Here is a 22,695-nt window from a genome sequence, read left to right as displayed (position 1 = left end):
ACGGCGTCTCGCGGGCGTGTCCCGATGATGGGACAGGAAACGCATTCGAAACCTCTTCGCGGTACGACTGGTGCATGACGACTCAGGGCGAGGCCACCACCGCGCAGCTCCTCGAGGCCGACCGGCGCGAGCCGAACGCCGCGACGTTCGCCTCCGGCGTCTCCTCGGCCTCGCAGCACGCGGCGCTGCGGGCCTCCGTGCGCCAGCTCGGCACCCTGCTCGGCGAGGCCCTCGAACGTCACGAGGGGGCCGAGCTGCTCGCCCTCGTCGAGAAGGTGCGCGCGCTCGCCCGCGAGCCCGAGGACGACGAGCTGCGGGCGCTGCTCGAGGGCGTCGACGCGCGCACCGCGGTCGTGCTCGCGCGGGCCTTCACGGCCTACTTCCAGCTCGTCAACGTCACCGAGCAGCTGCACCGGTGGCAGGAGCTGAGCGCGGTCGAGCAGACCCCGCTCGCCGCGACGGTCGGGCGCATCGGCGTCGCGCTGGAGGAGGGCACCCTCGAGCGCCACGAGCTCGACGACGTGCTCGCGCGGCTGGAGTACCGACCGGTCTTCACGGCGCACCCGACCGAGGCCACCCGGCGCACCGTGCTCAACCTGCTGCGCCGCATCGCCGTCACCGTCGACGAGCTCGAGGACCCCCGCCGGCCGGCATCCGACGGCCCGCGCGCGGAGCGACGCCTCGCCGAGCTGGTCGACATGCTGTGGCAGACCGACGAGCTGCGCATCGTGCGGCCCGAGCCGACCGACGAGGCCCGCACCGCCCTGCACACCCTGCGCTTCCTCGCCGACCAGGTGGTGCCCGACCTGCTCGCCGAGCTCGACCGCACCCTCGAGGGCATCGGGGTCACGTTGCCGACGTCGGCGCGCCCGCTGCGCTTCGGCGCGTGGGCCGGCGGCGACCGCGACGGCAACCCCAACGTCACGCCCGCCGTCACCCTCGAGGTCATCGGCATGCAGCACGACGCCGGTCTCGCGGAGCTCGTCGAGAAGCTCGACCACATGCTGCACGAGCTCTCGTCGTCGACCCGGTTCATCGCGGTGACCGACGCGATGCGCGAGAGCATCGAGCGGGACGCCGCCGCGCTGCCCGTCACGTATGCCGCCGTGCGCCGTCTCAACGCCGAGGAGCCCTACCGCCTCAAGCTCAGCTTCATCCGGGTGCGCCTGCTGCGCACCCGCGACCGCCTCACCCACGGCACGGCGCACGAGCCCGGCCGCGACTACGCGAGCTTCGACGAGCTGCTCGCCGACCTCGTGCTCATCCGCGACTCGATGATCGCCGGCGGCGACCGGCTGACCGCCGACGGCGCGATCCTGCGCCTCGTCCGGTCCGTCGTTGCTACCGGCACCGGCCTCGCCACCCTCGACATCCGCGAGCACAGCGCCAAGCACCACGCCGCGCTCGGCGAGCTCTACGACCGCATCGGCGAGCTGCCCACGCCCTACGCGGAGCTCGACGCTCCCGAGCGGATCGCCCTGCTGTCCAAGGAGATGGCGGCGCGACGGCCGCTCACCGGGCTGGCCGTCCACGGGGCGCACGACGTGGGCGAGGCGGCCACCGCGTCGCTCTCGCTGCTCGGCGCCATCGGCCGGGCACTCGACACCTACGGGCCCGAGGCGATCGAGACCTACATCGTGTCGATGACCCACGACGTCGACGACCTCTTCGCCGTCGTCGTGCTCGCCCGCGAGGCCGGGCTCGTGACGTTCGGCACCGAGACGACGGAGGCCACGGCACGCATCGGCTTCGCCCCGCTCTTCGAGACGGTGGCCGAGCTCGAGGCGGCCGGCCCGCTGCTCGAGGCGCTGCTCTCCGACCCGTCGTACCGCCGCATCGTCGCGGCGCGCGGCGACGTGCAGGAGATCATGCTCGGCTACTCCGACTCCTCGAAGGACGCGGGGATCGCCGCGTCGCAGTGGCAGATCCACCGGGCACAGCGCGCGCTGCGCGACATCGCGCGGGCCCACGGCGTCGTGCTCCGGCTCTTCCACGGTCGCGGCGGCTCGGTCGGCCGGGGTGGCGGCCCCACCGGCGAGGCGATCCTCTCCCAGCCCTACGGAAGCCTCGACGGCCCGATCAAGATCACCGAGCAGGGCGAGGTCATCAGCGACAAGTACACCCTGCCGGGCCTCGCCCGGTTCAACCTCGAGGTCGCACTCGCGGCGGTCCTCGAGGCGTCGGTGCTGCACCGGAAGTCGTTGCTGCCCAAGGACGTCCTCGACGGTTGGAACGGCACGATGGACCTCGTCGCCGGCCGCGGCCAGGACGCCTACCGGTCTCTCGTGCGCGACCCGAGCCTCGTGCCGTTCTTCGTCTCGGCGACGCCCGTCGACGAGCTCGGCAAGATGAACATCGGCTCACGCCCGTCGAAGCGGCCGGGCGGCGAGGGCGGCCTCGACGACCTGCGCGCCATCCCGTGGGTCTTCGGCTGGACGCAGTCGCGGATCATCCTGCCGGGTTGGTTCGGCGTCGGCTCGGGCCTGGCCGCCGCCCGCGAGGACGGGCGCGAGAAGACGCTGCGCGAGATGTACGGCTCGTGGGCGTTCTTCCGCACCTTCCTGTCGAACGTGCAGATGACCCTCGCCAAGACCGACCTCGACATCGCCGCCGGCTACGTGCGCGCGCTCGTGCCCGACGACGCGTCCGGGCTGTTCGACACCATCCGCGAGGAGCACGCCCGCACCGTCGAGGAGGTGCTGCGGGTGACCGGCCAGAAGGAGCTGCTCGAGTCGGCGCCCGTGCTGCGGCGCACCCTGGACCTGCGCGACAGCTACCTCGCCCCGCTCCACGCGCTGCAGACCTCGCTGCTCGCGCGGTCGCGCGCCGTGCCCGACGACGTCGAGCCCGACCCCGAGGTGCAGCGCGCGCTCCTGCTGACGATCAACGGCATCGCCGCCGGCCTGCGCAACACCGGCTGACCGGCCACACCCCCGCCGAGCCGGGGCGGATCTGGCCCGGCTGCAACTGCGCCACGGCGCGGTTGCAGCCCCGAACCGGGCCCGAACCCGGCTGGAACTGCGCCACGGCGCGGTTCCAGCCCCGAACCGAGCCCGAACCCGGCTGCAACTGCGCCACGGCGCAGTTCGGGCGGGCGGGTCAGGGCTGGGCGTCGCCGGTCGACGCCGCGCGGAGCATCCGTTCGCCCTGCTCGCGCATGACGTCGCGTAGCTCCGGCGGGTCGAGCACGTCGATCTCCCACGGCAGGGCACCGAGGTGCATCGCCATGGCGCCGAGGTGGTTGCCGCCGGCCTCGAAGGTGCACGCGTCGGCGCCGTCCGCCGTCACGGTGCCGACCGAGACGGGAATCTCCTTGTCCACCAGCTCCTTCGGGGCATGGATGCGGACGCGGGCGACGTGGTCGTAGCCACCGCTCGTGATGGAGCGGTGCACGTGCTGGGCCGCGTCGGGGGCGTCCGGACGGGGGGTGAAGCGCCAGCCGCGTGCGGAGGCGTCGGCGATCCGGTCGAGCCGGAAGGTGCGCCAGTCGTCGCGGTCGAGGTCGTAGGCGAGCAGGTACCAGCGGCGTCCCGTGGCGACGAGCCGGTAGGGCTCGACGCGGCGTTCGCGTGACCCCCGCGGACCGGCATACGTGAACGTGACGCGCTCGTTCTCGCGGCAGGCGCGGGCGAGGAGCAGGAGCGTGGCGGCGTCGACCGGCGTCGCGTTGCTGTCGAGCGTGACGGTCGCCTCGTGGATGGCCTCGACCTGGGCGCGCAGCCGGCCCGGCAGCACCTGGTCGAGCTTGGCGAGCGTGCGCACCGCGGCCTCGCCGAGGCCCTCGACCGTGCCGCCTGCGGCGAGGCGCAGGCACACCGCGACCGCCACCGCCTCGGTGTCGTCGAGCAGCAGCGGTGGGAGCCGGCGCCCGGCGCCGAGCTGGTAGCCGCCACCGGCGCCGTGCGCGGCGTTGACGGGGTAGCCGAGGTCGCGGAGGCGCTCGACGTCGCGGCGTACGCTGCGCGTCGTCACCCCGAGCCGCACGGCGAGCTCGGTGCCGCTCCACACCGGTCGACTCTGCAGCAGGTCGAGCAGTCGCAGCACGCGGGCGGTCGTGCCGGCGCCGTCACCCGGGGTCATGGGTCCAGCCTGCCACGCTCTGCGGACAGAAACTGTCCTATATGGGGAGCAGGGTGGAGCCATGACCTCGACACCCACCTCGACACCCACCTCGACACCGGCCTCGATCGACTGGGCCACCACCCTCACCGAGCAGGCCACCTGGCACTGGACGCACCAGCTGCGGCCGCGCCTCGAGGGGCTGACCGACGCGGAGTACCTCTGGGAGCCGACCCCCGGCGCGTGGAACGTGCACCCCCGCGGCCAGGGCAACACCGAGCTGCAGGGAGGTAGCGGCGCGCTCACCATCGACTTCGCCCACCCCGAGCCCGCACCGGCGCCCGTCACGACGATCGCCTGGCGGCTCGCGCACGTCATCGTCGGGGTGCTCGGCATGCGCGTGCACGGCCACTTCGGCGGCCCGGAGGTCGACTACCTCACCTTCGACTACGCCGGCACCGCCGACGCCGCGCTCGCCCAGCTCGACACCGCGTATGCCGCCTGGTTCGACGGCGTGCACGGCTGGGGCGCGGACGAGCTCGCGCAGCCGTGCGGCGCCGCGGAGGGCCCGTGGGCCGACGCCTCCCGCGCCACCCTGGTGCTCCACATCAACCGCGAGCTGATCCACCACGGCGCCGAGATCGCGCTGCTGCGCGACCTCTACGCGCACCGCGACGACGCCTGACCGCAGCCCACCAGCCCCACCCCAGCAGAGAGCGAGCCCACCATGGCAGCACACGTCCCGCCCGTCGCCGACGAGCGCGAGAGCCTCATCGCCTACCTCGACCAGCAGCGCGACGCCTTCGCCACCGTCGCCTTCGGCCTCACCGAGGAGCAGATCCGCCTCGCGCCGACCGCCGGCACGCTCAGCATCGGCGGCCTCGTCAAGCACGTGACGACGTGCGAGCGCGGGTGGACCGAGCGGATGGCCGCCGCCCCCGAGGCGCCGGCTCCGCCCGACCAGACGATGGAGGAGCAGACCGCGGCCTGGGGCGACGACTTCCGCGTCACCGACGACGACACCCTGGAGTCGCTCCTCGCGGGACTCGCCGCGCAGGGCGACGTGACGCGCGAGGTGCTGCGCACGGCCGACCTCGGTGCCGCGGTGCCGGTGCCGCGCGACGCGCCGTGGTTCCCCCACGACGTCGAGGCGTGGTCGGTGCGCTGGGTCGCCATGCACCTCGTGGAGGAGCTGGCCCGCCACGCCGGGCACGCCGACATCGTCCGCGAGTCCGTCGACGGCGCGACGACGTACGCGCTGCTCGCCGCCCGGGAGGGCTGGCCGGAGACCCCGTGGCTCACGCCCTGGCGCCCCGCGGCGACGGCCTGAAGCGACGTCCTGCGCACTCGTCCCGGGACGGGCGAAGGGCCCTTGGGAGTATGAGTCTCAAGGGCCCTTCTGGGTGATCGGTCGATGGTGACGCTCCCGATCGACTCCTCGCCGTCTCGGGTCCCGGCCGCCTCGTCACCCGGCTGCCGCGGTGGGTCGCCCCACCGGATGGACCCTCGCTCTGCGAGTCGTCCCGCTCTCCCCGAGGGGAGGGCGTGAGACAGTTCTACGCCCCTGCAGCAGTCGCCGTCACGGGTTTCGCAGAACTTCTCCAAGGTCCACAGGCGGGCGGCGTGTCGTCCACAGCCCGGCGCCGGTTCTGCACAGGCAGAAGGCCAGTCGTGCACACGTTGTCCACCGGTCCTGTGGACACCGGCGTCACGACCTGCCGGTCGGGAGCTCGGCGAGGACGCCCTCGAGCAGGGCGACTCCGGCGGCCGCCCGCTGGGCGCGGTCACGGTCCCCGGTGCCGGCATACAGCTGCTGCGCCTCGACGAGCGAGCGCACCTCGGCCTCGACCACGGAGCGCTCGGCCGCGTCGTCGAGCGTGCGCCGGCGCGTCTCCCCCGCGCCCAGCCCGAGGGCCGCGCCCGCGCCGTCGCCGGAGGTGGCGGGCACCGGCGCCTCCCCCACCGGCACCGCCTCGGCGTTCTCGATGGCGGCCACCGCGGTGCGCAGCACGCTGACCGCCTCGCGGTCGCGGGCGCGCATCGCCGTCGTCAGCCGGGAGCGCAGGGCGGTGCGGAGCGGGGAGTCCATGCCGCGACCGTATGCCGCCCCCGACCGCGCGCTCCACTGCTTTCTCCCCGTCGGGCTCAGGGCGAGGGGGAGAAGGACGTGGGGCCGAGGCGTTCGGTGAGGAAGGCGACGACGGCCTCGACCGCGTCGGGGTGGCGCTCGGCGGTGAGCGTCGCGTGCCCGGGCCCGTCGAGCTCGACCCGACGGAAGCCGTCACCCAGCACCTCGGCGAGGGTCTCGAAGCGCGTCCCCGTCGACCAGTCCGCGCGGTAGCGCACGCCGAGCACCGGGCAACCGGCGCGCACCCGGTCCTGCACCGCGAGCAGGTCGTCGGTGCCGAGGCCGATGTCGGCCGCCCGCCGCGGCCCGAGCGGCACGGGCACGGCCGGCTGGGCGACGACGGGGGCGGCCACGACCGGGTCGACCATCATCGCGAGCGCGAACCCGCCGGTGAAGCACATCCCGACGGCGCCGACCCCGACCCCGCCGACGTCGGCGTGCAGCTGCCGGGCGAGGCTGCGCAGCCAGCCCGCGACCGGCGTCGTGCGACCGGTGGCCACGACCGTGAACTCCCGCCCGACGCAGAGCCGGGGCAGCACCCGGGCGGCCTCGAGCCGGCGCGGGTCCTCGTCGGCGCCGCCGAAGAAGTGCGGCAGGACGACGGTGAAGCCGGCCGCGACGAGCTCCTCGCCGAAGGCGACCACCTCGTGGGTCAGGCCCGGGCTCTCGTGCATGACGACGACGCCGGGCCCCGTCCCCCGCCGGTACGTGGGGTAGGCGAAGCCGTCGGCGGCGTGCGTGCCGCGCTGCCAGTCCTCGAGCGGCGCCATGAGCCCGACGGTACGCCGCGGGCCTGTCGCTACGCTGACGTCATGTCGACCTCCGCGACCGCGGCCGGTGGCCGGTTCACCGGCCTGCTCGCGCCCTCCGAGCGCGACCCGCTGCCCGTCGGCCCCGGCGCGCCCCGCCGGGCCCTGCGCTGGGAGACGGTGCTCGTGCTCGGGGTCAGCCTCGGGGCCTCGGCCGTCTACGCCGTGCTCAGCATCATCGAGAAGCTGACCCGGCCGGTCCCGCTCTCGCAGCAGACGACCGCCATGAACCAGTCCGCGACGCCGGGTCGCCCGTGGCTCGACCTCGCCTACCAGCTCGCCGGCATCGTGCTGCCCCTGACGGCGGTCGCCCTCGCGCTCTACCTGCTGAACCACGTGCGGCGACCGGCCGGCGACGTGCCCGCCCGCCACGTCGTCGGGCTCGACCGCCGCGAGCCGCGCCGCGACCTGCTGCGCGGCCTCGGGCTCGCCGCGCTCATCGGCATCCCGGGTCTCGGCTTCTACCTGCTCGCCAAGGCCATCGGCATCAACACCCAGGTCTCCGCCGCAAACCTCGAGGCGGTGTGGTGGTCGGCGCCCGTGCTCGTCCTCGCAGCCATCGAGAACGCCCTCCTCGAGGAGGTCGTCATGGTCGGCTACCTCTTCACGCGGTGGCGCCAGACGGGCTGGTCCTGGCCGCTCGTCATCGGCGTGTCCGCCGTCATCCGCGGCAGCTACCACCTCTACCAGGGCTTCGGAGGCTTCGCCGGCAACATCGTCATGGGCCTCGTGCTCGGCCTCGTCTTCGTGCGCACCCGTCGCGTCATGCCGCTCGTCGTCTGCCACTCGATCCTCGACATCGTCGCCTTCGTCGGCTACTCCGTGCTGCGCGCCCGCGGCGTCTCGCTCTAGACGCCCCTCCGCCCGACCACCGACCCCACGACGAGCCCACGACGAGCCCACGGCGGCGCTCGGCGGCGCGTCCACGACGCGCCCGCGACGCGCCCGGTGGGCCGTCCGGCGCACCCAGCCGGACTGCATACGATGGCGCCCATGAACTCCGCCCGGCAGGTGCGCGTCCGCCTGCTCGGGGACCCGGCCGACGACCACCGCCCCACCCGGCGCACCGCCGGCCGCATCGCGTGGCTCGGCTGGGCCGGGCCGCTCTTCTTCATGCTCGTCGGCGGCTTCATGCGGTTCTGGCACGTCGGCGCGCCCCACCAGCTGATCTTCGACGAGACGTACTACGTCAAGCAGGGCTGGTCGATGGTCCTCTACTGGTTCGAGATGAAGAACGACCAGGTGCTGCAGGACGCCAAGCAGGTCGACCAGCACTTCACGGCGAACGACCCGATGATCTACGGCACCGAGGGCGACTTCGTCGTGCACCCGCCCGTCGGCAAGTGGCTGATCGGGTGGGGCGAGGCGCCCTTCGGCATCCTCAACTCGTTCGGCTGGCGCTTCGCCGTCGCCCTCGCCGGCACCATCTCGATCTTCATGCTCGGGCGCATCGCGCGCCGGCTCTTCCGCAGCGACCTGCTCGGCACGGCCGCCGCCGCGCTCCTCGCGTTCGAGGGCCACCACTTCGTGCACTCGCGCACCGGCCTGCTCGACATCTTCGTCATGTTCTTCGGCCTCGCCGGGTTCGGCGCCCTGCTCATCGACCGCGACCGGGCCCGCGAGGTGCTGGCGCGCCGCGTCGGTGACCGCCCGCGGGCGGCCGTCGCCTGGCTCGGCCCGTGGCTCGGCTGGCGACCCTGGCGCTGGGTCGCGGGGGTGATGCTCGGCCTGTCGGCCGGCACGAAGTGGTCGGGCCTCTACTTCCTCGTCTTCTTCGGCCTGCTGACCGTGCTCTGGGACCTCGGCGCGCGGCGGGCCGCAGGGGTGCGCGGCTGGGCCGTCGGCGGCGTCGTCAAGGACGGGCCGTATGCCTTCGTCCAGCTCGTCGGCACCGCACTCGTCACGTACGTGGCGAGCTGGACCGGCTGGATCCTCACCCAGGGCGGCTCGTTCCGCACGTGGGCGCGCAACAACCCCGAGACCACGCACGCGTGGCTGCCGGACTGGTGGCGCTCGCTGTGGGCGTACCACCAGCAGATGTACGCCTCGACGCAGGCGATCACGAGCTCGCACCCGTACCAGACCAACCCGTGGTCGTGGCTCATCCAGGGACGGCCCACCTCGTTCTTCTACGAGGGGCCGAAGAAGGGCGCGGACGGCTGCCTCGTCGACCAGTGCAGCCGGGCGATCACCTCGATCGGCACGCTCTCGATCTGGTGGGGCGGCACCCTCGCGATCTTCGTGCTCCTCTTCATGTGGGCCCTCCGCCGCGACTGGCGGGCCGGGGCGATCCTCTGCGGGCTCTTCGCCGGCTACCTGCCGTGGTTCCTCCTCGGCAACCGGACCATCTACTCCTTCTACGAGGTCGCCCTCGTGCCGTGGGTGGTGCTGGCCTGCGTCTACGTGCTCGGCCTCATCATCGGCGGCCGGGACGCCTCGCCGACCCGCCGCCGCGTCGGCTACGCCGTGCTCGGCGCCTTCGTCCTGCTCTCCATGGGGCTCTTCGCCTTCTTCCACCCGGTCTACGTCGCCGACGTCATCCCGCTGCAGGAGTGGCAGCGCCGGATGTGGTTCCCCAGCTGGGTCTGAGGCCCCGCCCGGCCCGCATCACCCGCGCGCCCGGTTCCGCCGGCCGGCGACCGGCGACCGGCGGCTGCCGGCCGGCGGTACGCAAAGTCTTGGTCAAGAGCCGGGGCCCAAGCCACCATCGGCGCGGCCACGCCCGTACGGTCGACGGGCGCCTCGGGCCGGCCAGCGGTCCCGTCCCGCGCGACCGCGACGTAGAGGAGACCACCCATGGACCACCCGGCGAACGGCGCCGCAGCCGCTACGGCCACCCCGGCCGGGACGAACCCCGTGTCGACCCGACGAGCCGTGCTCAACACGATCCGCGGCTCGCTCGGCAACCTCGTCGAGTGGTACGACGTCTACGTCTACACCGTCTTCGCGAAGTACTTCGAGGCCCACTTCTTCGGCGGGGACGAGCCGAACGCCGGGATCTACACGATGGCGATCTTCGCCGTCACCTTCCTCATGCGCCCCATCGGCTCGTGGTTCTTCGGCCGGTTCGCCGACCGGCACGGCCGTCGGCCCGCCCTCGTCGCGAGCGTCAGCCTGATGGCCCTCGCCTCGCTCGCCATCGCCGTCGCGCCGACCGCCTCGTCCATCGGCAGCTGGGCGGTCGTCGTGCTCGTGCTCTGCCGCCTCGTCCAGGGCTTCGCGACGGGCGGCGAGTACGGCACGTCGGCGACCTACATGTCGGAGGCCGCGACCCCCGAGCGGCGTGGCTTCTTCTCGTCGTTCCAGTACGTCACCCTCGTCGGCGGGCACGTGCTCGCGCAGTGCATGCTCCTGCTCCAGCAGGCGGTGCTCACCGACGAGCAGATCAGCGACTACGGGTGGCGCATCGCCTTCGGCTTCGGCGCCGTCGCGGCGGTGGTCGTGCTGTGGCTGCGCTCGTCGATGGACGAGTCGCTGCAGCGCGGTGCCGCGCACGAGTCCGGCCGGTCCGGCTCGATGGGCGAGCTCGTGAAGCGCTACCCGCGCCAGCTGACGACGTGCTTCCTCGTGACGATCGGCGGCACGCTCGCCTTCTACACCTACAGCGTCAACGGGCCGACCACCGTCAAGGCGGCGTATGCCGGCCAGGGCATGACCGCGACGTGGGTCAACCTCGCCGCCCTCGTCGTGCTCATGCTGCTCCAGCCGGTCGGCGGGGCGATCAGCGACCGGGTCGGCCGCAAGCCGCTGCTCATCTTCTTCGGCATCGGCGGCCTGCTCCTCAGCTACGTCTTCATCACCACGCTGCCCGACGTGCGCAGCCCGTGGGCCAGCTTCGGGCTGCTCGTGGCGGCCTACGTCGTGCTCACCGGCTACACCTCGATCAACGCCGTCGTGAAGGCGGAGCTGTTCCCCGCGCACGTGCGGGCGCTCGGCGTCGGCTTCGGCTACGCGGTCGGCAACTCCCTCTTCGGCGGCACCGCGCCGCTGCTGTACGAGGCGGCCAAGAAGAACGACGCGGTCGGCACCTTCGCGATCTACGTGACGGTCACCATCGCGGCCTCGCTCGTCGTCTACGTCTTCGCGCTCGGCGGCCGGCGCGAGGCCACTCATCTCGACCGCGAGCAGGCCACCCGCGACGGCCGCCCCGAGGCGGCCGAGGAGCTCGAGCCCGCCGACGCCCGCCGCTGACGGGCCGATTGCGTATGCCGCCCGGCGTGGTGTTATCGTTCCTTCGCACCTTGGGGCTGTGGCGCAGTTGGTAGCGCGTCTCGTTCGCAATGAGAAGGTCAGGGGTTCGAATCCCCTCAGCTCCACCAGCACGACGAAGGGACCCGGCGGCTCGCCGGGTCCCTTCGTCGTCGACGGGGTCGGTGGCCCGACGGTGGAGGTCTGTCGGCACCTGGCGCCGACAGAACTCCCTCGTCGCCTCGACGACGGCGACGGCGGGGGTCCGGCGGCCGTCCGGTCGTGGGCGCCCCTGCCCGCCGGGCCGCGCGACCGCTAGGTTCGTGCCGTGAGCCGCAGCGTCTACGTCGCCTCGCCGGAGGGCCTGACGGGCAAGTCCGCCGTCGCCCTCGGGCTGCTCGACGCCCTCCTGCGCGAGGTCGGCTCGGTCGGGGTCTACCGGCCGCTGACGACCCTCGGCGGCACCGGCTCGGGCGAGGAGGTCGACCACATCGCCCTGATGCTCGTCAGCCAGCCCGGCGTCGAGCAGACCTACGAGGAGGCCCTCGGCGTCACGTACGCCCAGGCGCACGACGACCCCGACGAGGCGCTGCACGTCATCGTCGAGCGCTTCTCGGCCCTGAGCGCGCGGTTCGACGTCGTGCTCGTGCTCGGCTCGGACTACACCGACGTCTCCACCGGCACGGAGCTGTCGTTCAACGCGCGCGTCGCGGCCAACCTCGGCTCGGCCGTCGTGCTCGTCGTGCACGGCCGCGAGCGCACCCCCGAGCAGGTGCGCGTGGCCGCCGAGGGCGCCATCGCCGAGCTGCGGGCCCAGCACGCGCAGCCGGTGGCCGTCGTCGCCAACCGGGTCGAGCCCGACGACCTCGACGCCGTCCGCACGGCCCTCGCCACGCTCCCCTTCCCGGTCACGGCCGCGATGCCCGAGCACCCGCTCCTGTCGGCGCCGAGCTTCCGGGCGCTCGCCGACGCGATCGGCGCCGAGCTCGTGCTCGGCAGCGAGGCGTGGATGGAGCGTGACAGCCTCGGGCTCGTCGTGGCGGCCATGAGCCTGCCCAACGTGCTCGCCCGGCTGACGCCCGACGTCACCGTCATCGCCCCGAGCGACCGCACCGACCTCATCCCCGGCCTGCTCCTCGCACACCAGTCCGGCACGTTCCCGACGCTCGCCGGCATCATCCTCACGGGCGGCTACCCCATCCCCGAGACGATCTCGCGCCTCTCGGCCGGCGTGCAGCAGGACCTCCCCATCGCGCTGACCGACGACGGCACGTTCCGCACCGCCGAGCGCCTCATGCAGGTGCGCGGGCCGATGACGAAGGGCTCGCGCAACAAGATCGAGACGGCCCGCCGGCTCTTCGCCGAGAGCGTCGACCAGGCGGCGCTGCTCCGGGCCGTCGACGTGTCGGCGAGCGAGGTGCGCACCCCGCTGATGTTCGAGTTCCAGCTCATGGAGCGGGCCCGCTCGGACCGTCGGCACATCGTGCTCCCGGAGAGCCAGGACGACCGCATCCTCGAGGCGGCCGACGTGCTGCTGCGGCGCGGGGTCGCCGACCTCACGCTCCTCGGCGACGAGACGACGGTCCGCGCGCGCGGCTCGGCCCTCGGGCTCGACCTCGACGCGGCCACCGTCGTCTCCCCCACCGACCCCGAGCTCGTCGAGCGCTTCGCGCAGACGTATGCCGCCGCGCGGGCCCACAGGGGCATGACCCTCGAGCGCGCCCGCGAGGTCGTCGTCGACGTCTCCTACTTCGGCACGATGATGGTCCACCTCGGGCTCGCCGACGGCATGGTCTCGGGCGCCGTGCACACGACGGCGCACACCATCCGGCCGGCGCTCGAGTTCGTCAAGACGGCCGACGGCGTCAAGACCGTCTCGAGCGTCTTCCTCATGTGCCTCGCCGACCGGGTGCTCGTCTACGGCGACTGCGCCGTGATCCCCGACCCGACGTCCGAGCAGCTCGCCGACATCGCCGTGTCCTCCGCCCAGACCGCCCGGCAGTTCGGCATCGAGCCGCGGGTCGCGATGCTCTCCTACTCCACCGGCAGCAGCGGCTCCGGCGCCGACGTCGAGAAGGTGCGCGAGGCGACCGCGCTCGTCGCCGAGCGCGCTCCCGACCTCGCCCTCGTCGGGCCGATCCAGTACGACGCCGCCATCGACCCCGTCGTCGGCCGGGCGAAGATGCCCGACTCGGCCGTCGCCGGCCACGCCACGGTCTTCGTCTTCCCCGACCTCAACACCGGCAACAACACCTACAAGGCGGTGCAGCGCAGCGCGCACGCGGTGGCGGTCGGGCCGGTGCTCCAGGGCCTGCGCAAGCCGGTCAACGACCTCTCGCGCGGGGCGCTCGTCGACGACATCGTCAACACCGTCGCCATCACCGCCGTGCAGGCGCAGGGCGGCGCCCCCGCTGCGGAGGACTCCCGTGACTGACGACCACGTGGCCGAGGGCGCGACCACGCCGGTGCTCGTGCTCAACGCCGGGTCGTCGTCGCTGAAGTACCAGCTCGTCGTCCCCGAGTCGGGCGCGGTGCTGGCCAAGGGGCTCGTCGAGCGCATCGGCGAGGCCGGCAGCGACGTCGCCGACCACGCCGCCGCGATGCAGGCCATGGCGGGCCGGCTGCGGACCGACGGCGTCGACCTCGACGACGTGCGCCTCCGGGCCGTCGGGCACCGGGTCGTGCACGGCGGCCCCGACTTCTCCGCACCGGTCGTCATCGACGACGGCGTGCTGGCGCGCGTGCACGAGCTGAGCGGGCTCGCGCCGCTCCACAACCCGGCCGCCGCCGTCGGCATCGAGGCCGCGCGCGCCCGGTTCGGCGTGCCCCACGTCGCGGTCTTCGACACCGCCTTCTTCGCCTCGCTGCCCGAGGCTGCGTCGACGTATGCCGTGCCCCGCGACCTCGCGCGCCGGCACGCGATCCGCCGCTACGGCTTCCACGGCACCTCGCACGAGTTCGTCTCCCGGGCCACGGCCGACCTGCTCGGCCGTCCGCTCGAGCAGCTGCGGCAGGTCGTGCTCCACCTCGGCAACGGCTGCTCCGCCTCGGCCGTGCGCGGCGGGGTCGCCGTCGACACCTCGATGGGGCTCACCCCGCTCGAGGGCCTCGTCATGGGCACCCGCTCGGGCGACGTCGACCCCGGGCTGCACGCCTACCTCGCCCGCGAGGCCGGGCTCTCTCTCGACGAGATCGACACGGTGCTCAACAAGCGCTCGGGCCTGCTCGGCCTGAGCGGCGTCAACGACTTCCGCGAGCTCGAGCAGCGGCTGGCCGCGGGCGACACCGACGCGCGTCTCGCCTTCGACGTGGCCGTGCACCGGCTCAAGCACTACGTCGGCGCCTACCTCGCGGTGCTCGGCGGGATCGACGCCCTCGTCTTCACCGCCGGGGTGGGCGAGAACAGCGTCTCGCTGCGCGCCGCCGTCACGGAGGGTCTCGAAGAGCTCGGCATCACGGTCGACCGGGCGCGCAACGCGGCCCGGTCGACCGCGGCCCGCGTCATCTCCCCCGACGGCGCGCGCGTCGTCGTCGCGGTCGTGCCGACGAACGAGGAGCTCGCCATCGCGCGGCAGACGGCGCAGCTCGTCGGCTGAGGGCGACTACCCCCGACGCGACTCGAGGTGCTCCCTCAGCGACGTCGGGCGACGTCCCGTCAGCCGCTCCACGGCGTCGCTGACCCCGTCGAGCTCACCGGCGGCGACCGCCGTGTACGTCGAGACCCAGGCGTCCACCTGCCAGTCGGGTGCCCCGTAGGCCGCGCGCGAGGCGTACGCCTCCTCGATCGTCTCGTCGTGGAAGGTGACCGGGCGGCCCGTCACCTCGCCGACGACCTGCGCCATCTCCGCGAAGGTCAGTGCCTCCGGGCCGGTCAGGTCGTAGGTCGCGCCGGCGTGGGCGGCGGGGTCGAGCAGCACGGCGACCGCCACCCGGGCGATGTCGTCGTGCGAGACGACCGCGGCGCGTCCCGCTCCCGCCGGGCCCCGGACGACGCCGTCGTCGCCGACCATCTGGTCGATGAACTCGAGGTAGAGGTTGTCGCGCAGGAACGTCCAGGCCAGGCCCGACGCGCGCAGGTGCGCCTCGGTGGCGGCGTGGTCGCGGGCGAGGGTGAAGGTCGCCTCGGGCGAGGCACCGAAGAACGAGACGTAGACGACGTGGCGCACGCCGGCCGCGGCGGCGGCGTCGACGAAGGAGCGGTGCTCCTCGAGGCGGTCCTCGCTCTCGGCGGCCGAGACCATGAAGAGCGTCCCGACACCCTCGAGCGCCGCCCGCGACGCCTCGCCGTCGCGGTAGGTGCAGGCCGCGGCGACCGCGCCGGGCAGCTCGGGAGCCCGGGCCAGGTCGCGCACGAGGAGGCGCTGGGCCACGCCCCGCCCGGCGAGGTCGCGCGCGACGAGACCGCCCAGCCAGCCCGTCGAGCCCGTCACGGCGAGGGTCGGTGGGTTCGCGGTGTCGTCGGCCATGACCCGACCCTACGCACCCGCCCGGGACCCGGCCGACGAACACGGCCGACGAACACGGCCGACGCGAAGGACGACGCGAAGGACGACGCAAGGGACGACGCTGGGGCGGCCGGTGACGCACGCGGGGCCCGACCCGGCATACGGTGTGCTCGTGACCGACAACCCTGCCGCCCCCTCCGGCGCGCCCGCCGACGACCGGCCCACCCCGGCGACCCGCCCTTCCGACGACACGGAGCTGCCCGGCATCGAGGCGGCCGCCGTGCCGCCCGGCATCAGGGTGGCGGCCGACTGGGCGTGGCGCCTGCTGCTCATCGGCGCCGCCGTCTACCTGCTCTCGATGGCCGTGCGCTCGGTCTCCGAGATCATCGTGCCCATCGCGATCGCCATCCTCCTCGCGGCGCTGCTGCACCCCGTGACGGCCTGGCTGCACCGCCGGATGCCGGCGGGCGGTGCGGCGGGGCTCACCGTGCTCGGCACCATCGTGCTCGTCAGCGCCCTCTTCACGCTCGTCGGCTCGCAGTTCAGCAGCGGCTTCTCCGACCTGACGAGCCAGGTGGCCGCCGGCCTCGAGCGGATCCGCGACTGGGTGCGCACGACGTTCAAGATCACCGACGCGCAGTTCAACGAGTACTTCGACACGCTCCGCGACAAGGTGAGCAGCTCGGGCAACCTCGGCGACACCGCGACCTCGGTCGGCCTCACGGCCACGCACTTCGTCGCGGGCCTGTTCATCGCGCTCTTCTCGCTCTTCTTCTTCCTCTACGAGGGCCAGCGCATCTGGAGCTGGATCGTGCGGCTCTTCCCGAGCGCCACGCGTCCGCGCGTGAACTCCTCGGGCTTCATCGCCTGGCACCAGCTGTCGGCGTTCGTGCGGGCCACGATGATCGTCGCCTTCGTCGACGCCGTCGGCATCTCGGTCGGCGCAGCCATCCTCAAGGTGCCGTTCGCCTTCGCCATCGCGATCCTCGTCTTCCTCCTCGCGTTCATCCCCATCGTCGGAGCGCTGCTCTCGGGGGCCGTGGCGGTGCTGCTCGCGCTCGTCGCGCACGGGCCCGGTGTCGCGCTCATCATGCTGGCCGTCGTCATCGGCGTGCAGCAGCTCGAGTCGCACGTGCTCCAGCCGTTCCTGCTCGGCAAGGCCGTCAGCGTGCACCCGCTCGCCGTCATCCTCGCCATCGCGACGGGCTCGATCGTCGCCGGCATCGTCGGCGCGCTCGTCGCCGTGCCGTTCGCGGCGGTGCTGAACGCCGTGGGCAAGCACCTCTTCAGCGACGAGTCGCGAGCCGACCTCGATCGCGAGCTGACCGCGTCCGCCGACGACGGCGGGGCGCCAGCGCAGGCCTGACCCCGGGTGGCGTGCCCGGCTCGGGCCCGCCGCCGCACGTCCGAGTGCCCAGCTCCCCACGTCGGGGGCTGGGCACTGCGCTGTCCGGGCTCGGCCTCCGGGTTCGGTGCTCTTCCGGGGTCGGTGCTTCCGGTCGGGCGGTCGAGGGGGAACGGCAGAGGGCGGGAACGGCAGAGGGCGGGAACGGCAGAGGGGGCGACCCGCTCGCGCGGATCGCCCCCTCTGTCGAACGGTTCGCTACTGCGAGACGGCCCTGCGGGCGAAGAGGGCCCGGTCGTCCAGCTCCTCGGCCTCGTCGGCGAACTCGGGGGTGTCGAAGACGTCGGCCGGGATGCCGCTGTCGGTCCAGCGCGGCTCGGCCTTGGCCTTCATCGTGTAGGTCGGGCGGGGCACCGGGACGGGGCTCCAGCTGCCCTCGCGCACGGCCGCGTCGTCCTCGACGGCCGCGGGAGCCGCGACGGGCACCTCGCCCGTCATCGCCGCCTGGACGTCGAAGACGCCGGCAGCGGGCTCACGACGCTCGGGGGCGGCGGCGGTGGGAGCGGCGGCGACCGCGCTGCGGATGACCTGCGTCGCATCGATCGACGGCTCGAGCTCCCAGTCGGCAGCGGCGTGCTCGTGCGCGTCCTCGTCGACGTGGCGACCGCGGGCCCGCTGCCCACGGCCGGCGTCGGCGGCTCGGCGACGGTCGGCCTGCGCCTCGGCGCGGAGCCAGAAGAGGACGGCGCCCACCGTGACGAGGGCGAACGGGACCGAGACCCAGAGCAGCACGCCGGTGACGGCGAGGACGAGCGACACCGGCACCCAGGCGAGCGACGCGAGCAGCAGCGCCGCGCGCAGGCGGCGCTGCGCGAGCGAGACCCGGCGAGCGGCCCGCGCACCCGGGCGGGTCGCACCGGGGCGCTCCTGCCGCTGGGCGCGGGGCGTGGTCGAGGGCATACGGTCCACCTCGGCGTGGGGGGCGTGGCCGGCCGCGACCGGCTCGGGGCGGCGCGCCACGAGGGGCGAGCTGCGACGCGAGGACCCGGCCGGCACGGCCCGCTTCACGTCGACGGTGGGGCGGGCGGTGCGCGCGGGCTGGACGGCATACGAGTGCGGGCGCGGTGGGCGCAGCTCGGTCGACGGCAGCAGGGGCCGCTTCTCGAGCACGCGCATCGCCTCGGTGAAGCCGTCGACGGACCGCGTGGCGGCGGCCTCCTCGCGGCGGCGCACCCAGTGCTGCACGAGGTATGCAGCCCAGATCGCCACGATCACGACGAAGATGAGGCTGCTGACTGGCACGGGCACCACCGTAGGTCCCGGCCGCGACGCGACCCCGCACATTCGAGGCGTGTCGCGCAAGAGGCTGGTGTTACGACTGTGACAAGCGGGCCAGCACCGACGATCCGGCCAGGTCCTCGACGGTCAGCGCGAACGACCGGTGGTCGCGCCACGCACCGTCGATGTGCAGGTAGCGCTCGCGAATTCCCTCGTCCCGCAAGCCCAGTCGCTCGACGACGCGCAGCGAGCGCTCGTTGTCGAGCCGGATGTTGACCTCGACCCGGTGCAGCCCACCCGCCCCGAACGCGTGGTCGAGGGCGAGCGCGAGGGCCCGTGTCGCGATCCCCCGCCCCGTCGCGCCGGCGTCGAGCCAGTAGCCCGCGGCCCCCGACTGCTGGGCGGCCCGGACGATCCCGAAGAGGTGCACCTGGCCGACGATGCGCCCGCCGACCTCGATGCACCACGGCATGGCCCGGTCGGCGCGCGCCTCGACGTCGAGGTCGCGAACGAACTGGCGGAACGACACCGGGGCGCGCGCGGCCGAGCCCGGCGGCAGCGTCGGCTCCCACGGGCGCACGTGGTCGGCGTTCTCGCCGCGCACGCGCTGCCACTCGCGCTCGTCGTCGACCCGGAGCGGGCGCAGCACGATGGCGGGCTCGGCGGAGGAGTCGCGCAGCACCACGGGCCAGCGCGCCTGGCCGTCGCGGTGCGGCCGCCACGGCATCCTCACCGCTCGCCTCCCGCCACGAGCCGCTCACGGCACACGCGGTGCTCGCGGTGTTCGGGGCGCGTCACCTCGGTCGCCACCTCAGTGGTCGCTGCCGGGGACCTGGTCGAGCGCGTGCCCGAGCACCGGCTCGAGCACGTCGAGCGCGTCGGCCACCCCGCCACGCGAACCGGGCAGGTTGGCCACCAGGGTGCGGCCCGCGAGACCGACCAGGCCCCGCGACAGCATGGCCGTGGGCACGCCCTTGGCGACGCCGGCCGCCCGGATCGCCTCGGCCACGCCGGGCACGAGCCTGTCGAGCAGGGGCGAGGTCTGCTCCGGGGTCACGTCGGTGGGCGTGAGCCCCGTGCCCCCGGTCGTCAGCACGAGCTCGGGCTCGCCCGCGAGCACCTCGCGCAGGGCCCGGCCGAGCTCGTCGCCGTCGGGCACGACGACGGGGCCGGTCACCTCGAAGCCCCAGGCCCGCAGGCGCTCGACGAGCACCGGCCCCGAGCGGTCCGGGTAGACGCCTGCCGCGGCCCGGGTCGAGGCCGTGACCACGACGGCCCGACGGCCCGTTCCGAACGCCTCACTCATGCCAGTCCCCCGATCGCCCGCCGGACTTCGCGGTGACCCGCACGTCGGTGATGCGGCCGTGCTTGTCGACGGCCTTGACCATGTCGACGAGCGCGAGCGCCGCGACCGAGACGGCCGTCAGGGCCTCCATCTCGATGCCGGTGCGGTCGGCGGTGCGCACGGTCGCCGTGATGTCGACGCCGTCGTCGGCCACGACGACGTCGACCTCGACGCCGTGCACGGCGATGGGGTGGGCGAGCGGGATGAGCTCCGGCGTCCGCTTGACCGCCTGGATGCCGGCGATCCGGGCCACGGCGAGCGCGTCACCCTTGGGCACCGCGCCCGAGCGGAGGGCCGAGACCGCCTCGGCCGACAGGAGCACGCGCCCGGCGGCGCTCGCCTCGCGGGCCGTCACCGCCTTGGCCGACACGTCGACCATGTGGGCGCTGCCGTCGGCCCGGACGTGGGTGAGCCCCGAGGCGGGGGTGGGGTCGGGGGCGGCCATCCTCAGGCCTCCTGGTCGAGCACGAGCACGTCGACGACCTCGCCCGCGACGAGCTCGGTGACGTCCTCGGGCACGACGAAGAGGGCGTTGGCGCGGGACAGGTCGGCCACGAAGTGCGAGCCCTGGCCCGCGACGGGCACGGCCACGAGGGTGCCCTCGGCCGAGCGCGACACGACGGCCCGGCCGAACTGGCGCCGCCCCTCGAAGGACTCGACACCCGAGATGAGGGTGGCGGGCCGGAGCCGTCGCTTCTCCGGCGACAGGCGCATGAGGCGGCGCAGGGCCGGGCGCACGAAGACCTCGAAGGAGACGAAGGAGGAGACGGGGTTGCCCGGCAGGGCGAAGATCGGCACGCGCCGGCCGCCCGGCCCGGTGAGGAGCCCGTAGCCCTGCGGCTTGCCCGGCTGCATGGCCACCTTGACGAAGTCGATGCCCTCGCCCTTGAGTGCGCTCTTGACCACGTCGTAGGCGCCCATCGACACCCCGCCGCTCGTGATCACGGCGTCGGCCTCGGCGACGACCTCGTCGAGCACCTCGAGGAGCTCGTCCTCCGAGTCACCCACGGCGGCGCGGATCTCGGCCGAGGCACCCGCGCCGACGGCGGCCGCCCAGAGCATGAACGAGTTCGAGTCGTGGATCTGGCCGGGCCCCAGGGGCTTCCCCGGCTCGACGAGCTCGGCGCCGGTCGAGAGTACGACGACGTGGGGCCGACGGTGCACCTCGACGCCGGCGTGCCCGCAGGCGGCGAGCAGCGCGATGGTGCGGGGACCGACGACCTCCCCCGCCGAGACGATGACCGTGCCGGTGGTGACGTCCTCGCCGCGAGGCCGGACGTAGCGGCCGGGCCGGGTGGCGGCGCGGCACTCGACCTCGCCGGTCGCCGCGCCGTCGGTGTCCTCGACGGCGATGACGGCGTCGGCGCCGGCGGGCATGGGCGCGCCGGTCATGATCCGGGCCGCCTCACCGGGCTGCACCGTGAAGGTCGGGTCACCGCCGGCCGCGACCTCCCCGACGATGCGCAGGCGCACCGGCGAGCCGTCCGCGCCCTCGAGCGAGGCGGCCTGCACGGCATACCCGTCCATCGACGAGTTGTCGAAGTGCGGCAGGTCGACCTTCGCGCGGACGTCCCGCGCCACGACGAGACCGAGCGCCTCGGTGAGCGGCGTGAGCTGGGTCGGCGACGGCTGGAGCGTCGAGAGGATGGCCTTGAGGTGCTCGTCGACGGTCCGCAGGCCGGTGCCCGTGGCGGGCGGGGCGACCGGCGTGGGCAGCTCGCCGAGCACCGCGTCGTCGAGCACGCGCCGGTAGCCGTCGATGAGGACCTCGCCGACGCACCGCACGTTGCGGCCGAAGACGGGGTCGCCGATGACCCGCAGGCTCGTGCACTCCTTCATCGAGGGCACGCCGTGCGGGAAGCGCTTCTCGAAGTTCGGCACGAAGCGGTAGGCGGAGTCGAGGTCGACGAAGGGCTCGGGACCGTCACCCGCGGCGACGACGTGGAAGCTCTCGTCGAGGGAGAAGAAGTCGGAGCGGATGACGAGCAGGTCGTTGGTCGTCTTGACCGGCCGGAACCGCGAGCGCGGCACGAGGATCGCCTCGCTGCCCTCGAAGACCTCGATGGCCGTGCCCATGGCCGACTCCATCTGGATCACCTCGGGCGAGGCGGGGTCGGCCGGGTCGACGTTCTTGCGGTTGACGATGATCGGCAGCCCGAGCACGCCCTGCATCTCGGTCATCCGCTCGCGCAGCACCCGCAGGTCGATCCAGATGTTGTTCGCGTTGAAGGTGTCGTGGCGCTTGATGTCGCGGAAGAAGCGCTCCTCGCCCTCGGCCACCATCGCCGTGTCGCGCAGCACGATGCGACCGTCGGCCTTGCGCACCGCGAGGTGACCGCCCTTGCGGTCGCTCTTCGTGCGCTTGCAGACCTCGGCGACGAACGGCAGGCCGTGCGCCACCATCCACGCGGCCACCTCGGGATCGCAGGTGGCGCCGAGGTTGTCGGAGTTGGAGAGGAACGCGTAGCGGATCCCCTTCTCCAGCAAGGCGTCGAGCACGCCCGAGGTGACGAGCGAGACGTAGATGTCGCCATGGCCGGGCGGGCACCACTCGAGCTCGGGGTCGGCCGGCCACTGCACCGGGGTGAGGTCCTCCGGGCAGAGCTTCGGCTCCGCGTTCTGGATGAAGTCGAGCGGCAGCCCCTCGACCGGCAGGTCGGGGTACTTCGAGAGGATCTCGAGCGACTCCTCCGACGTGCGGAAGGAGTTCATCAGCACGAGGGGCAGCTCGACGTCCCACCGCTCGCGCAGCGCGAGCACCTGCTGGGCGATGATGTCGAGGAAGGTCAGCCCGTCCTTGACCTCGAGCGCCGACTTCGCGCCCGTCATGCCCATGCCGGTGCCGAGCCCGCCGTTGAGCTTGATGATCGCGGTCTGCGACAGGGCGGTCCGTGCCTCCTCGTCGGAGACGCTCACCTCGCGCAGCCGCTGGACCTCGCGCAGCGGCTCGATGGAGTCCTCGGGGATGGTGCCCTGGGCGCCGCCCTTGAGCTGCTCGTAGTAGTGCTCGAAGACCCGGATCGCCTCGGGACCGAGGCCCCGCTGGCGCATCAGGTCGACGGACGCGCGGAGCCCCTGGTCAGTCATGGGGCTCACCC

The 22,695-nt window shown here is 73.7% G+C and carries 18 protein-coding genes and 1 tRNA gene; 10 read left to right on the top strand and 9 right to left on the bottom strand.

The features are described 5' to 3' along the window. The first annotated feature begins 74 nt into the window (after positions 1-74). A complete protein-coding gene (gene ppc, locus ABD979_RS05685) occupies positions 75-2,921 on the top strand; it encodes a phosphoenolpyruvate carboxylase (RefSeq protein ID WP_345506479.1) in 2,847 nt (948 codons plus the stop codon). Between the two features lie 178 nt (positions 2,922-3,099). Here the strand turns inward: ppc and ABD979_RS05680 are convergent, their stop codons facing one another. Then, entirely contained in the window at positions 3,100-4,080 is a 981-nt protein-coding gene (locus ABD979_RS05680) for a helix-turn-helix transcriptional regulator (RefSeq protein ID WP_345506478.1), read from the bottom strand. A 61-nt stretch (positions 4,081-4,141) separates the two neighbouring features. On the opposite strand from ABD979_RS05680, the gene ABD979_RS05675 reads away from it, so the two are divergent. Both ABD979_RS05675 and ABD979_RS05670 read left to right on the top strand, forming a co-directional pair. Continuing rightward, positions 4,142-4,744: a DinB family protein gene (locus tag ABD979_RS05675; protein WP_345506477.1), complete on the top strand. Its 603-nt coding sequence runs from the start codon at positions 4,142-4,144 to the stop codon at positions 4,742-4,744. A gap of 42 nt (positions 4,745-4,786) precedes the next feature. Further along, positions 4,787-5,389, top strand: a complete 603-nt coding sequence (locus ABD979_RS05670; protein WP_345506476.1) for a DinB family protein — start codon at positions 4,787-4,789, stop codon at positions 5,387-5,389. 378 nt (positions 5,390-5,767) lie between these two features. Here the strand turns inward: ABD979_RS05670 and ABD979_RS05665 are convergent, their stop codons facing one another. Then, complete coding sequence (locus tag ABD979_RS05665) at positions 5,768-6,148, bottom strand: GatB/YqeY domain-containing protein (RefSeq protein ID WP_345506475.1); 381 nt, start codon at positions 6,146-6,148, stop codon at positions 5,768-5,770. 56 nt (positions 6,149-6,204) lie between these two features. Then, the gene (locus tag ABD979_RS05660) at positions 6,205-6,957 is read right to left on the bottom strand and encodes a dienelactone hydrolase family protein (protein ID WP_345506474.1); all 753 of its coding nucleotides are present in this window, start codon (positions 6,955-6,957) and stop codon (positions 6,205-6,207) included. A 42-nt stretch (positions 6,958-6,999) separates the two neighbouring features. Here ABD979_RS05660 and ABD979_RS05655 point away from each other — a divergent pair, with 42 nt between their 5' ends. From ABD979_RS05655 to ABD979_RS05630, 6 genes are all read left to right on the top strand, one after another. Further along, a complete protein-coding gene (locus ABD979_RS05655) occupies positions 7,000-7,848 on the top strand; it encodes a CPBP family intramembrane glutamic endopeptidase (protein ID WP_345506473.1) in 849 nt (282 codons plus the stop codon). 141 nt (positions 7,849-7,989) lie between these two features. Beyond that, positions 7,990-9,585, top strand: coding sequence for a dolichyl-phosphate-mannose--protein mannosyltransferase (locus tag ABD979_RS05650; RefSeq protein ID WP_345506472.1), 1,596 nt, complete (start codon positions 7,990-7,992; stop codon positions 9,583-9,585). 207 nt (positions 9,586-9,792) lie between these two features. Next, a complete protein-coding gene (locus ABD979_RS05645) occupies positions 9,793-11,187 on the top strand; it encodes an MFS transporter (protein WP_345506471.1) in 1,395 nt (464 codons plus the stop codon). 52 nt (positions 11,188-11,239) lie between these two features. Beyond that, positions 11,240-11,315: transfer RNA gene (locus tag ABD979_RS05640), tRNA-Ala, on the top strand. 197 nt (positions 11,316-11,512) lie between these two features. Beyond that, the gene (pta, locus tag ABD979_RS05635) at positions 11,513-13,618 is read left to right on the top strand and encodes a phosphate acetyltransferase (RefSeq protein WP_345506470.1); all 2,106 of its coding nucleotides are present in this window, start codon (positions 11,513-11,515) and stop codon (positions 13,616-13,618) included. Continuing rightward, a complete protein-coding gene (locus ABD979_RS05630; protein WP_345506469.1) occupies positions 13,611-14,780 on the top strand; it encodes an acetate/propionate family kinase in 1,170 nt (389 codons plus the stop codon). The genes pta and ABD979_RS05630 overlap by 8 nt, the downstream gene beginning before the upstream one ends. Positions 14,781-14,786: 6 nt before the next feature. On the opposite strand, the gene ABD979_RS05625 is transcribed toward ABD979_RS05630, so the two are convergent. After that, positions 14,787-15,650 (bottom strand): SDR family oxidoreductase, encoded by an 864-nt coding sequence (locus ABD979_RS05625; RefSeq protein WP_345506468.1) that lies wholly within the window; start codon positions 15,648-15,650, stop codon positions 14,787-14,789. 151 nt (positions 15,651-15,801) lie between these two features. On the opposite strand from ABD979_RS05625, the gene ABD979_RS05620 reads away from it, so the two are divergent. After that, positions 15,802-16,995, top strand: a complete 1,194-nt coding sequence (locus tag ABD979_RS05620; RefSeq protein WP_345506467.1) for an AI-2E family transporter — start codon at positions 15,802-15,804, stop codon at positions 16,993-16,995. 237 nt (positions 16,996-17,232) lie between these two features. Here the strand turns inward: ABD979_RS05620 and ABD979_RS05615 are convergent, their stop codons facing one another. The 5 genes from ABD979_RS05615 to glp form a co-directional block, all read right to left on the bottom strand. Beyond that, complete coding sequence (locus ABD979_RS05615; RefSeq protein ID WP_345506466.1) at positions 17,233-18,276, bottom strand: hypothetical protein; 1,044 nt, start codon at positions 18,274-18,276, stop codon at positions 17,233-17,235. A 70-nt stretch (positions 18,277-18,346) separates the two neighbouring features. After that, on the bottom strand, positions 18,347-18,979 hold the full coding sequence (locus ABD979_RS05610) for a GNAT family N-acetyltransferase (protein ID WP_345506465.1): 633 nt from the start codon (positions 18,977-18,979) through the stop codon (positions 18,347-18,349). Positions 18,980-19,063: 84 nt separating this feature from the next. Next, the gene (locus tag ABD979_RS05605; RefSeq protein ID WP_345506464.1) at positions 19,064-19,558 is read right to left on the bottom strand and encodes a MogA/MoaB family molybdenum cofactor biosynthesis protein; all 495 of its coding nucleotides are present in this window, start codon (positions 19,556-19,558) and stop codon (positions 19,064-19,066) included. Then, positions 19,551-20,042: a cyclic pyranopterin monophosphate synthase MoaC gene (gene moaC / locus ABD979_RS05600; protein WP_345506463.1), complete on the bottom strand. Its 492-nt coding sequence runs from the start codon at positions 20,040-20,042 to the stop codon at positions 19,551-19,553. The genes ABD979_RS05605 and moaC overlap by 8 nt, the downstream gene beginning before the upstream one ends. A gap of 2 nt (positions 20,043-20,044) precedes the next feature. Then, positions 20,045-22,684 carry a molybdotransferase-like divisome protein Glp gene (gene glp, locus ABD979_RS05595; RefSeq protein WP_345506462.1) on the bottom strand — a complete coding sequence of 880 codons (2,640 nt, stop codon included), beginning with the start codon at positions 22,682-22,684 and terminating at the stop codon, positions 20,045-20,047. Positions 22,685-22,695: the final 11 nt, after the last annotated feature.

Source organism: Terrabacter aeriphilus (assembly GCF_039542985.1).
Lineage (GTDB): Bacteria > Actinomycetota > Actinomycetes > Actinomycetales > Dermatophilaceae > Terrabacter > Terrabacter aeriphilus.
Note: the sequence above shows the minus strand (reverse complement) of the source record. Positions and strands in the feature narration are given on the sequence as shown.